1 protein-coding gene is annotated in these 14,508 nt (G+C 67.2%); it reads right to left on the bottom strand.

All coding sequences use genetic code 11. From position 1 onward, the window contains the following. Positions 1–164 precede the first annotated feature (164 nt). Positions 165–14,477, bottom strand: a complete 14,313-nt coding sequence (locus tag AB0L58_RS35925; RefSeq protein WP_364394351.1) for an amino acid adenylation domain-containing protein — start codon at positions 14,475–14,477, stop codon at positions 165–167. Between the last annotated feature and the right edge of the window lie 31 nt (positions 14,478–14,508).

Here is a 14,508-nt window from a genome sequence, read left to right as displayed (position 1 = left end):
ACACAATCGCCGAAACGCACGCACCCCCACCACCCACCGCGCGCGACTACACAAATGACCACGCGGAAACATGGCAGCAAACCGCTACACAATCGCCGGAACGCACCCTCCCTGACCTCCAGCGGCATCGTCGGTGGAAACCAGGCCAAAGAGCCAGACCGCCATCACGGTCGAGGCTCCCGTGCCTCAGTGACACCACTGGATGCCCGCCAAACCTCGGTCAGCACCGTGCCGATTTCGGCAAGTCCGGCGCCAGCCGTCATCCGCCAGTGGGTGGTCGGCACCGCGCGGTTGTCCACCGCGCCGTCGGTCACCTCGGCCCAGATGGAGGCGCCGATCGCACCGGTGGGATCGTCGAGCGCTGCGGTGAAGTAGATGACGTCGCCGTGGAACCGAGCCGGGCGATAGGCGTTACGCAGCACGACCGAATGCACGGCCGTGTCCAGGACGCGGGTGAAGCGGTCGGAGCCGAAGGAGGCGAATGGCTCCGGGAGTTCGCCCAGCCGCTCGGCGAGTTGTACCCAGTCCACATCGGTGTCGAAGCCGAGGTCACCGGCCTGTTCGCCGAGCAGGCCACCGATCAGTTCGGCCACCGGTACGGGTGAGCCCGCGCCCTGCGCGCGTTCGTCCGGCGGATCGGCCATATAGCTGTCCATCACCGCGAGGGTCGCCACCCGCTGTCCCGCGCGCTGCAACTGCACCGCGATCTCATGGGCGAAAACACCACCCATCGACCAGCCGATGAGGTGATACGGCCCGTTCGGCTGGACCGAGCGGATCGCCTCGACGTAGATCGATGCCCACTCCTCGATCGTGTCCGGCAGCACAGCCGGTGCGGCCAATGTCGGCGCCTGGATGCCGTAGATCGGCCGGTCGGAATCGAGATAAGCGGCCAGGCCCGCGAACGACCACGCGATACCGGATACCGGATGGATGCAGAACAGCGGCTCATTGTCACCCGTCGCACGCACTGGCAGCACCACATCGAAGGCCACCTCGCCCTCGACCTGCCCACCGGCCCGGCGGGCCAGTTCGGCAATGAACTCGGCCGGGGTCGGCGCGGTGAATATCCGCATCACCGGAATCTTCTCGCCGAGCACCGAACTCAGCCGCGCGGTCAGCTTCGTGGCGATCAGCGAATTGCCGCCGCGCTCGAAGAAGTTGTCGTCCATGCCGAATCGCTCGAGGTCGAGCACCTCCGCGAAGGCGGCGGCCACGGTTTCCTCCATCGGGGTAGCCGGTGCGCGGTATTCCCGTGCCGCGAAGGCGGGTTCGGGCAACGCGCGCCGGTCCAACTTGCCGTTGGGCGTCAGCGGCATGACATCGAGTACCACGATCGCGGCGGGAACCATATAGCCGGTGAGGAATTCGGCCACCTGGACACGCAGTTCATCCGGATCGATGTTCGCACCGGCCGCGGGCACGACATACCCGACGAGCTGATCACCGAGACGCTCCGTCGAGCGAACCAGTACCACCGCTTGGCTGACCGAAGGCTGGGCAAGTAACGCGGATTCGATCTCGCCGAGTTCGATTCGGAAACCGCGCAACTGAACTTGCTGATCGCTGCGCCCGGCGTAGGCCAGTCCGATCACCTCGTCGAAGTGGTGCCAGCGACCGAGGTCGCCGGTGCGGTACATGCGAGATCCCGGTGCGCCGAAGGGATTCGCGACGAAACGCGCCGCGGCCAGACCTGGCCTACCGAGGTATCCCCTGGACAGCTGGGCTCCGGCCACATAGATCTCCCCCGGTGTGCCGACCGGCACCGGGTGCAGGCGCGAGTCGAGCACATAGCCGTCCAAGCCGGGCAACGCACGTCCGATCAGGCTGTCCGGACTGTCCGCGATCAGCTTGTCCAGCGCCAGGAACGAGACGTGCACCGTGGTTTCGGTAATGCCGTACATATTGACCAGGCGCGGCGCATCCGGGTCGTGGCGCTCGTACCAGCGCCGCAACTGCCGCAGATCCAGTGCCTCACCACCGAATACGACATGTCGCAGCGCGAATTCGCCATCGGTATCCGTCGCGGCCCGGTCGGCCTCGATGAGCTGGTAGAACGCCGACGGTGTCTGGTTCAGCACGGTCACCCGTTCGCGGATCAGCAACTCGCGGAACAGTTCCGGTGCCCGCGAGGTCGCGTAGTCGACCACGACCACGGTGCCGCCGGTGGCCAACGCGCACCACAGCTCCCACACCGAGAAGTCGAAGGCGAAGGAGTGGAACAGCGTCCACACATCGGTGTCGTCGAAACCGAACAGCGGCTGGGTGTTCGCGCACAGCTCGACCACATTGCGGTGCGCCACCCCGACGCCCTTCGGCACACCCGTCGAACCCGAGGTGTAGATGACGTAGGCGAGATGATCGGGCAACAGCGGTGCGATGCGGTCGGCATCGCTGACCGGATGCTCGTCGAATTCCGTTGTCTCTTCGAGCAATATCACCGGCAGCTCGCCGACCGGCACCGCATCGCGCTGCTCCGCGGTGGTGAGCACACAGACCGGCACCGCATCGGCGAGCACGAAGGCCAGGCGTTGCGCCGGATAGGTGATATCGATCGGCAGATACGCCGCGCCCGCCGTGAGGACACCGAGCAATGCGACCGGCAGCTCTTCGGTGCGCGCAACCGCGACGGCCACCAGCGATTCCGGTCCGGCACCTGCGGCGATGAGCGCCCTGGCCACCCGGTTCGCCCGCCGCCGCAGCTCGGCGAAGCTCAATGCGGTATCGCCGTAGCGCACCGCGACGGCATCGGGCCGGCGCCGGGCCTGATCGGCGATCAGCGCGGGCAGTGTCGCGGCGGGCACCCACGCACCGCGTGAATTCCATTCGCGCAGTACCCTGGTGCGTTCGTGCGGTGCGAGCAGCTCGATATCGCCGACGGTCACCGCGGCATCGGCGACGACCGCGGTGAGGATGCGGGCGAACCGATCGGCGAAGCCCTGTGCGGTCGCGGCATCGAACAGGTCTGTCGCATAGGTGAATTCGGCCAGCACACCTTGGGTTTCTCCGCGCGGTCCGATCCGCTCGGTCAGCGAAAGCCGCAGGTCCACGGCCATCGGCCCCGTTGCGGCACCGACATTTTCGATCGCGACCTGGAACAGCGGATGCCTGCCGGTCACCTGGACGGGGTCGAGTATCTCGACGAGTTGCGCGACCGGCACATCGGCGTGCGCGAATGCGGCGGCGTCGGCCGAACCGACCGCGGCCAGTAGCTCATCGAAGCTCGCGCCCGGATCGTATTCGGTGCGCAGCAGCACCGTATTCTCGGTGTCGCCCGGGGCCGGTGTACCGATCGCGATATCGGTCGTGCCGGACAGCCGCGCCAGCAGCACCGCGAAGGCGGCATGTGCCACCACGAATACCGAGGTATTCCTGGTCTCGGCGAGCCGACGCAGTTCGTGGTGCTGGTGCACGCCGATCTCGAGCCCGATCCGCCCACCGACCTGGGTGGGCACGCCCGAGCGCGGTCGATCCATGGGCAATGTCAACTCATCCGGCAGGCCTGCCAGCGCGGTGCGCCAGTATCGAACCTGGGTGAGCACATCCGGGCTCGCACCGTCGCGCACAGTCACTACCGAATCCGCTGGCGCGGTGACGAATTCGCCGAGCACCGTGCGCAACCGCTGGGTCAGCGCCGATGCCGCCGAATCCGCGACGGCATCGCCGCGGTACAGCACCTCCACCCGCAGCACGGCCCCCAGTTCGGCCCGGACGGTGACCGGATAGTGGGTGTGGTCGACCGAACTCACCTCACCGATCACCAGCCCGTCGACGGCGCTGCCCGCCTGCCGCAGGCCATCGGCATCGATCGGATACGACTCGTAGGCGACCAGCGTGTCGAACAATTCGCTGCCGCCCGCCAGCGCCTGGACGTCGGCCAACCCGAGATAGTGATGTTCCAGCAGTGCCGCTTGTTCGGCCTGTAGCTCGGTGAGCAGCTGCGAAACCGTTGTCGCCGCATCGAATCGGACCCGCACCGGAATCGTGTTCACGAAGAGGCCGACCATCGCGTCGACGCCGTCGAGCTGCGGTGGACGTCCCGAGACAGTGACACCGAAGACCACATCGTCGCGATCGGCGATACCGGCGACCACCACGCCCCAGGCCGCCTGCAGCACCGTATTGACGGTGACCTCGGTTGCCGCGGCGAAGGACGTCAGCGCGGCCGTCTCGGTCGCCGACAGTTCGAATGTCGTCCGGCCGAATCCACTGTCCGGCACCGCGGGTCGCACCAGCGCGGGCGCGAGCAGCGTCGGCCCGACCTTGGTCAGCGCGGTACCCCACGCGCCGAGTGTGGCGTCGCGGTCCTGGCGCGACAGCCACGCCAGATAGTCGCGGTACGGCCGCGCGGCGGGCAGCAGCGCGGTATCGCTGCTGGTGGCGTAGAGGATCAGCAGATCCTTCATCAGCAGCGGCATCGACCAGCCGTCGAGCAGGATGTGATGCGCCGTCAGCACCAACTGGGTACGCCCGGACGTGGTGCGGTACACCGTGAATCGCAGCAGCGGCGCGAGCGCGGGATCGAATCCGGTGCGCTGGTCGGCGGCGAGTAGATCGGGCAGGTCCGCGTCGGATACCTCGGTGAGCACCCGCCACGGCACCCGGACACCGTCGGCGATGAGCTGCACCGGTTTGCCGTTCGCGCCGAAGGTAAAGGCGCTGCGCAGATTCGCGTGCCGGTCCAGGGCCACCTGCGCGGCGCGGTGCAGCCGCTCGAGTTCGAATTCGCCCGAGAGTTCGGCGGCCACCTGAATGACGTACGGGTCCACCGATTCCGCCAGCATTTCCATCAGGAACAGCAGGCCGGTCTGCAGCGGCGACAGGGGCAGCACGTCGACCAGGCTCGGGTAGTTCGCGCGCCAGGTGTCGAGTTCGTGCTGGCCGACCGATACGAGCGGCACATCCGACGGTGTGAGACCACCGGCGTCCGGCTCGGCCACGTGCCGGGCCACCGCCGTCAGCGCGGTGAGCCAGTCGTCGGCCAGTTCCTGCATCGCCGCCGCGTCCAGGATTTCACCGGCGTACCTGAACACCACATCCATTCGCGGTCCGGCATCGGTATCGATGACGATCGCATTGATATCGACCACGGCCGATGCGGGCAGCGCCGGATCCTGGCCGTCGTCGAGGTCACCCAGATCCCCGGACGGGAGCCAGGCCGGATCGGTCAGCCCCTCCGGTATGCCGGTGGATACCCGGCCCAGATAGTTGAAGCCGATCTGCCCGATATCACCGGCCAGCACACCGGAGGTAGCCGAATTCAGTTGGCGCAGTACGCCGAATCCGATACCCCGATCCGGAATCGCGAGCAATTGCTCCTTCACCGACCGCAACACCGCCGCGGTCTGCTCGGCAATGCCGGTGAGATCGAGTGCCACCGGGTACACGCTGGTGAACCAACCGATCGTGCGGGTCAGATCGGCGCCGGGCACGGCCATTTCCTCGCGGCCGTGTCCCTCCAGGCGAATCCTGGTGACCGGGGCGTCGATTCCGCGTCGCGCCCGCCAGGTGCGCACCGCCATGGCCAGCGCCGCGAGCAGACCGTCGTTGACGCCGCCGCGGTACAGCGCGGGCACCGTGGTCAGGACCGCATCGGCGACGTCGACCGGCACCTCGACCGTCAACTGCCGCACCGTCGCGTGGGTATCGACGGTGGGATCGAGCGCACGCGTACCGAGCAAGGGGTCCGGTGTGGCCAGCACGGTGCGCCAGTAGTCGAGTTCCGCCAGCCGCGACGGCGAGCCCGCGGCCTCGACCAGACCGTGTGCCCAACGCCGGAACGATGTTCCGACCGGCGACAACGCCATAGCGATCCCAGCGCAACGCTGCGCCCATGCGGTGATGAGGTCCGGAATCAGGATCCGCCACGACACCCCGTCGATCACATAGTGATGTGCCGCGACGATCAGTAGATCGCGGGTGTTCGACCTGCGCAGCCAGCTGAACGCGACCATCCGGCCCGCGCCCGGATCCAGTGCCGCCAGCGCGTCGGCCATGGCGGCATTGCCGATTCCCTCGAGATCAGCCCCATAGGGCACCTCCACCTCGGACAACAGCGCCGACATGTCGAGGGTGCCCGGTGCGGCCACCTGCTGCCACCACCGGCCGTCGACCTGCCATACCCGCGCGCGCAGCATGTCGTGGTGGTCGAGTACGGCGGTGAGCGTGGCGGCCAGTCCGGTGCGATCGATGCCCTTCGGCAGCGCCAGCACGAGGGTCTGCGCGAATCGGCCGAACGAACCATGCTCGAGGAAGCCGGCGAGCACGGGTGTGAGCGGGATATCGCCGACCCCACCACCGGGCAGCTCGGCCAGCACGACCGGCGCGGGATCGGTGCCGAGCACCGCGACCCTGGCCAATCCGGCAACGGTCTTCTGCTCGAAGACATCGCGCGGGGTGAATCCGATTCCGACCGCCTTGGCCCGCGAAACCAATTGGATCGAGACGATGCTGTCGCCGCCGATGCCGAAGAAGGAGTCATCGGCACCGACCTGCCGCACGCCGAGAACCTGCGCGAAGAGCTCGGCGATCCGCGACTCGAGCGGACCGGACGGTGCCCGCGACACCGTGGCGGTGAACTGGGGCTCCGGCAGCGCGTCGCGATCGAGCTTGCCATTGGTGGTCAGCGGCACCTCGTCGAGGACGACGACGGCCGAGGGCACCATATGCGAAGGCAGCACACGCGCCGCGAATTCCGTGAGCCGGTCCGGGTCGACGGTGCGGTCCGCGACCGGAAGCACATAAGACACCAGCACCGTTGCGCCAGCGGCTGTTTCGCGGCCGAGGGTGACCGCGAATTCGACGTCCGCATGGCCACCCAGCACCGCGTCGATCTCACCCAGTTCGACCCGGAAACCGCGGACCTTCACCTGGAAGTCGCTGCGCCCCACATAGTCCAGCTCCCACGATCCCGCCGGAGTCGCGTACCAGCGCACCAGGTCGCCGGTGCGGTACATCCGGGCACCCGGTTCGCCCCATGGGTTGGCGACGAAACGTTGCGCGGAAAGCCCGGCGCGGTTGCGATAACCGCGGGCCAGCCCGCCACCCGCCAGATACAGCTCGCCGGTCACCCCAGGCGGTACCGGGTTCATCCGTGCGTCGAGCACCAGTGCGGACATGCCGCGCACCGGAGCTCCGATCGTAATGTGCTGTCCCGCGGTCAATTCCGCATAGGACGAGATAATGGTGGTCTCGGTCGGTCCGTAGCCGTTGTAGTACCGGCGACCCGGCTGCCATTTGGCGAGCAGTTCCGGTGTGGTGACATCGCCACCGACGGAAAGCATTTCGAGGTCGTCCAGACCGGTCGGATCCACCGTGCCCAGGACCGCCGGGGTGATGATGGCGTGCGTCACCTGTTCGCTGCGCAGCAGGTCGGCGAGTTCGTGCCCGCCCGGCACGGTGGACGGCACGATCACCAGCATCGCGCCGACCGAGAAGGCGCACAGCCATTCCAGTACCGACGGATCGAAGCTCGGCGAGCAGATATGTAGGAAGCGGCGGGTGGAATCCAAGCGGTAGAGCTCGATCGCGTGTTGCAGCAGGCCGCCGAGTCCGGCGTGGGTCACCGTGACGCCCTTCGGCATACCGGTCGACCCCGAGGTGTAGATGACATAGGCCGGGTTGTGCAGACGCAGCGGGGTGATCCGGTCGGCGTCGGTGACCGGTGCGGCGGATCGATTGGCGCACAAGGCTTCCGTCGCGGGATCGCCGAGCGCGAGCCACGGCACGTCATCGGGAAGGCCGCCGAGGTATGCGGCGGAGGTCAGTCCGATGACCGCTGCCGAGTCGGTCAGCAGGTACCGGACCCGTTCCAGCGGATGGTTCGGATCGATCGGCACATGTGCGCCACCGGCCTTCGCGACGGCCAAAGTCGCGGCGACCATATCGTAAGAGCGCGGAAATGCCAGCGCGACCAGACTTTCCGGACCGACACCGCGCTCGATCAGCACCCGCGCCAACCGCGACGAGTACCGGTCGAGTTCGCGGTAGCTGATCGACCGGCCCGCATACCGAACCGCGACACGGTCGGCCCCGAGGCGCAATCCGCGCAAGAGCAGATCGGGTAGCAGCCCACCCGCCATCACCTGATCCGGCTGCACCCGGGTGAGGAATTCCACCTCGGAGTCGGCCAGTAGCGGCAGATCCCCCACCGGGGTTTCCGCATTCGCGACGATCGCGGTGAGCAGTCGCACGAACCGATCCGCGAAACCGCGCACCGTCGCGTCGTCGAAAAGGTCGCGCGCGTAGGTGAACGCGGCGAACATGCCCGAACTCGACTCGCGAATCGCGAGCGACAGATCGAATTTCTCGATCACCAGATCGAAATCGACCGGGGCGACCCGCAACCCGGGCAGTTCGAAGGAATTGTCCGGCAGGTTTTCGAAGGACAGCGCCACCTGGAACAGCGGATGCCGCGCCGTCGACCGTGCCGGCTCGAGCAGATCCACCAGACGCTCGAACGGGATATCCGCGTGTGCGAAGGCCTGCAGGTCCACATCCTTGGCGTGGGCCAGCAGCTCGGCGAAGCTGCTGCCGCCCGACACCTGCGTGCGCAGGACGAGGGTATTCACGAACATGCCTACGACATCGTCGAGTTCGGCCTCGCCACGCCCGGCGACCGGCGTACCGATGGCGATATCGTCGGTGCCGGATAGTCGGGCCAGCAGCACCGCGAGCGCGGCATGGACCACCATGAACAGGGTCGCACTGTGCTCGCGGGCCATGTGCACCAGCGACGCGTGCAACTGCGCATCGATCGGGATATCGCACCGACCGCCGACAAACGACGGGACGGCGGGCCGAATGCGATCCGCGGGCAGGTTGAGCTCATCCGGTAGTTCGGCAAGGGTCTGTCGCCAGAACGATACCTGCTGTCCGGCAAGTGAATCCGGATCCGATTCCGAGCCGAGTACCGCCCGCTGCCACAGCGCGAAGTCGGCGTACTGCACGGGCAATGGCGTCCAGGTGGGCGCGGATCCACCGGTGCGCGCGACATAGGCGAGGATCAGGTCACGGGTCAGCGGACCCATAGACCAGCCATCGGCGCTGATGTGGTGCGCCACCAGCACCAGCACGTATTCGCCTTCGCAGCACAGCAATTCGGCACGTACGGGCACTTCTGCGGTGACATCGAAACCGGAGCCGACCAGCTCGACGATTCGTTCCCGCAGCTCATCGGCGGCGATATCCACCACCGTCAGATCCGGAACCGCCTCCCCCACCGGCAGAATCACCTGGTACGCGACACCGTCGCGCGCCGGATAGCTGGTGCGCAACACCTCGTGCCGAGCCACCACATCGGCGACCGCCACCCGTAGTGCATCGATATCCAGTGCACCGGACAGCCGCACCGCGACCGGCACGTTGTACGCGGCCGATGCGGTATCGAACTGGTTCAGGAACCACATTCGCTGCTGTGCCAGCGACAATGGCACCCGATCCGGGCGGGTACCCGCGGCAAGTGGCGGCCGACGACCGGTGCCGACCAGCTGCTCCACCCGGACCGCCAGCGCCGCGACGGTGGTCGCCTCGAACAGCACCCGGACCGGCACCTGCGTATCCAGTGCGGCACCCAGGCGCGCCGCCACCTGGGTGGCGATCAGCGAATTGCCGCCGAGCGCGAAGAAGTCGTCATCGATCCCGACCCGAGGCAGCCCGAGCACATCGGCGAAAACACCCGCGACGATCTCCTCGATCGGCGTCGACGGCGCACGGAAGACTCGGGTCTCGAACTCCGGTGCGGGCAAGGCCTTTCGATCCAGCTTGCCATTCACCGTACGCGGCAGCGCGGCCAGCACCACATAGGCGGCGGGCACCATATAGGACGGCAGCACCCGCCCCAGCGTCGACTTCACCTGTGCCACATCGATATCGACGCCGGTCGGAACCAGATACGCGACGAGCCGATCCCCGGTCCGCTGATCGGCATCGGCGATCACCGCCGCCTGCGCGATCTCCGGCAGCGCGGCCAATGCCGCCTCGATCTCACCCAGCTCGATCCGGAAGCCGCGGATCTTCACCTGGAAGTCGGTGCGGCCGCGATACTCCAGCTCACCGGCGGCATTCCAGGCCACCAGATCACCCGTGCGGTACATGCGCGCACCCGACTCGAACGGATTCGCCACGAACCGTTCCACCGTCAGGTCGACGCGACCGAAGTAGCCGCGCGCCAATTGCGCACCGGCCAAGTACAACTCACCCGAAACACCCACCGGCACCGGACGCAACCGCGAATCCAGCACGTAGACCCGGCTGTTCCACTCGGGTGCGCCGATCGACACCGACACCGCGTCCGCGTCGGTCACCCGATGGCTGGTGACCGACACCGCCGCCTCGGTCGGGCCGTACAGGTTGACCAGTTCCTTCTGCGGATAGGTGCCCCGGAATCGTTGCGCCAGCGCCGCGGGCAGTGCCTCACCGATCACCAGCACCCGCCGCAGGGTGAACGGCAGCCGACCGGTCAGCAGCGCGTCCAGCATCGACGGCACCGCATGCAAGGTGGTCACCGATTCCCGCGCCATCAGATCGTTCAGATAGGCCGGATCGCCATGCCCGTCCGGGTGTGCCAGCACCAAGCGCCCGCCGAATACGGCGGCCGACCAGAACTCCCATACCGACAGATCGAAGGTGGCGGCTGTCTTCAGCAGCACCGCGTCGCCGGGTCCGAGTGCGAATTCGCTGGTCTTCCACAGCAATTGGTTGACGATCGCGGCATGCGATACCGCGACCCCCTTCGGCCGCCCCGTCGAACCCGAGGTGAAGATCACGTACGCGGTATTCGCCGCACGCAGCGGCCGGACCCGCTCATCGTCCGCGATCGGTGTCGCGGCGAGCCGATCGAGGTCGAGCCGGTCCAGTCGCAGCACCGGCGCCAGGTCGGTATCGAAACCCGCTGCCGCATCGGTCAATACGCAGACCGGTGCCGCGGTGCCCAGAATGTAGTCGGTCCGCGCCGCGGCCTGGTCCGGATCCACCGGAACATACGCGGCGCCGGCCTTGGCCACCGCGTACATCGCGACGACCAGATCCACCGACCGACGCAGGGCGATCACCACCCGCGACTCCGGACCGACCCCCCGCGAAATCAAGTGCCGCGCAAGACGGTTCACCCGCGCGTCCAGCTCCGCATAGGTGACCGGTTCACCGTCGGCACCCATCAGCGCCACCCCGCCCGGTGTCGCGGCCACGGTCGCATCCAGCAGCGACACCAGCGTCGCCGCCGTATCCACCGCGTGTTCGGTCGCATTGCGGCCGGATACCAGCTCGGTCCATTCCGCGGCATCCAGCAGTTCCAGCTCACCGACGACGGTGCGCGGTGCCGCCGCGATCTCGCCGAGCAAGCGAGCGAGCCGGACTACGACACCCTGCACCGTCGGCTCGTCGAACAAATCGTGCGCATAGGTGACAGCGCCGCTGATACCCGCGGGCCGACCGGCCTCGTCGTAGTGATCGCCGATGATCCAGTGCAGATCGAACTGCGAGACCGCGGCATCGAAGTCCACACCCGAGATGGTCAGTCCAGGTAGCTCGAGACTCGTCGCGGCCAGATTCTGGAACGACAATCCCACCTGGAACAGTGGATGCCGCGCGGTCGAGCGGGCCGGATTCAGCACCTCGACCAGTCGCTCGAACGGCACATCGGCATTGGCGAAGGCCGCCAGATCCGTCTCGCGTTGCCGCGCCAGCAGTTCGGTGAACGGTGCGGATTCATCGACCCGGGTCCGGAACACCAGGGTATTGACGAACATGCCGATCAGCTCGTCCAGTGCGGCCTCACCGCGACCGGCCATGGGCGTACCGATCGCGATGTCATCGGTACCCGACAGCCGCGCCAACAGTACCGCCAATGCCGCGTGTACGACCATGAACAGCGTCGCACCCTGCGCGCGCGCCAATTCGACCAGCGCACGGTGGGTTTCGGCATCGATATGTACCGGGACTTTGCCACCGGCGAAGGATTGCACCGGTGGCCGTGGCCGATCCGTCGGCAGCTCCAGCTGATCGGGCAGCTCCGCGAGTGCGTCGCGCCAGTAGGCGATCTGCCCGGCCGCAAACGACTCCGGATCGTCCTCACGGCCCAGCAGTTCGCGCTGCCAGATGCTGTAGTCCGCGTATTGCACCGGCAGCGGTGTCCAGCCGGGCACGGAACCGGCCGACCGTGCCGCATAGGCGGTCATCAGATCTCGCGTCAACGGACCCATCGAGGTGCCGTCACCGGCGATATGGTGCACCACCAGCGCCAACACGAATTCGGCAGGTGCATCCTCGACCTCGAACAAGCCGACCCGCAGCGGCACCTCGACGGTTACGTCGAAGGTCGTCGAAAGCAGCTCGCGGACGGCGGATTCGAGCTGTTCGGCCGCGACCGTTCGGACCGTCAGCTCGGGTGCCGATCGATCCGCGGGCAGAATCAGCTGCACGGGACCGGAATCGGTGTCGGGATACACCGTCCGCAGAACCTCGTGTCGCGCGACCAGATCCGCGACCGCCGCCCGCAGCGCGGCCACATCCAGCGCACCACTCAAACGCACCGCGATCGGGATGTTGTAGGCCGCCGATGTGGTATCGAACCGGTTCAGGAACCACATCCGCTGCTGGGCCAGCGACAGCGGAATCGCCTCCGGACGCGGACCGGCAACCAATGCCTTACGGTCACCCGCCCCCGCGTGTTCGGCCACCGCGGCGGCCAGTCCGGCGACGGTCGGCGCCTCGAAGAGCAGTCGTACCGGAATCCTGGCATCCAGCGCCGCACCGAGGCGCGCCATCAACTGGGTGCCGATCAGCGAGTTGCCGCCGAGTTCGAAGAAGTCGTCATCGGCACCGACCGGCGCGTCGAGCGCGAGAACAGCGGCGAAGAGTTCGGCGACTACCGGTTCGATCGCACCCGACGGTGCGCGGAAAGTCTTGGTGCGCAACCGCGGTGCGGGCAGCGCACGCCGATCCAGCTTGCCGACCGGGGTCAGCGGGATCTCATCGAGCACCATGATGGCGCTCGGCACCATATGGGCGGGCAGTTTGCGGGCGGCCAGCTCGATCAGTTCCGCCGTATCGACGGCGACACCAGCGACGGCACGCACATACGACACCAGAATCGTCGCGCCACTGCCCTGTTCGTGCCCGATGGTGACGACGAAGTCGACGGCGTCGTGTGCGGCGAGCACCGCATCGATTTCACCGAGTTCGATCCGGAATCCACGAATCTTCACCTGGAAATCATTGCGCCCCAAGTATTCCAGCTCGCGCTCGGCCGTCCAGCGGACCAGATCACCCGTGCGGTAGAGCCGCGAACCCGGCGCACCGAACGGATCGGCCACGAACCGGGCGGCGGTCAGTCCCGGCCGGTCGTGATAGCCGCGGGCCACCTGCGCACCGGAAATATAGAGTTCGCCGACAACCCGACCCGGTACCGGCGCGAGCTCCTCGTCCAGCACATATTCGGTGATCCCGCGGATCGGCCCACCGATGGTCACCGGCTCGCCCGGCACCAGCGGTGCGCTGATATTCGTCATGATCGTGGTCTCGGTCGGTCCGTAGCCATTGAAGAATTCCCGGATTCGACCATCCGCGATCGGTAATACCCAGCGCTGCACCAACTCCGGTGGGCAGGCCTCACCACCGGCAACCACCACGCGCAATTCGTCCAGCCCGTCGGCGGGCAGCGAGGCGAGCGCGGCCGGAGTGACGAAGGCGTGCGTCACCCGTTCCCGGCGCAGCAGTGCGGCCAGTTCGGCGCCGCCGTACACCGTCGGTGCGGCGACGACCATGGTCGCACCCCGGCTCAGCGCGAGCAGCAGCTCCAATACCGATGCGTCGAAGGAGGGCGAAGCGAAATGCAGTGTGCGCGAATCGGATGTCAGTGTGTAGCGCTCGCGCTGTTCATCACAGAAATTCGACAATCCGGCCTGGGTGACGACCACGCCCTTGGGCGTACCGGTCGATCCGGAGGTGTAGATGACATAGGCCGGATGCTCGGCGCGCAGTTGCCGGATCCGATCCGCGTAGGTGATCGGTTCGGCCGAATACGCCGCGATCCGGCGCTCGAAGTCCGCGGTATCGATGGCGAGCCATTCCGGGCCAACGGGTAGGTCGACCGCGGCGACGGTCAGGCCGAGTGCCGCACCGGAATCCGAGAGCATGTGGGCGACGCGATCGGCGGGATAATTCGGGTCCACGGGGACGAATCCGGCACCGGCCTTGGCGATCGCCCAGACCGCGACGATCGATGCCACCGACCGCGGAATGCCGATCGCGACCAAATCCTCGGGGCCGATACCGCGCTCGATCAGCAAGCGTGCCAGCCGGTTCGACCGTTCATCGAGTTCGGCATAACTCGACTGCGCCAATGTCGCCGTGCCATCGGCGAATACGACGGCGGGTCCGGCCGGATTGGCCTCCACGGCGGTGGTGAGCAATTGCGGCAGGGTCTTGATCCGCGGGCCGCGCGTCCGGTTCGGCCGCTCGCGATTCGGCCGCGTCATGCGCCGAACCCCTGTCGCGCACCGTGCGCGA

Origin of the sequence: Nocardia sp. NPDC052112 (assembly GCF_040680135.1) — a bacterium.
In the GTDB taxonomy this organism is placed as follows: domain Bacteria; phylum Actinomycetota; class Actinomycetes; order Mycobacteriales; family Mycobacteriaceae; genus Nocardia.
This window is presented reverse-complemented; position numbering and strand designations above follow the sequence as displayed.

Bases quoted from the DNA above. Each gene is read 5' to 3' on its own strand.
- AB0L58_RS35925 (WP_364394351.1), bottom strand. From the start codon at position 14,477: ATGACGCGGCCGAATCGCGAGCGGCCGAACCGGACGCGCGGCCCGCGG.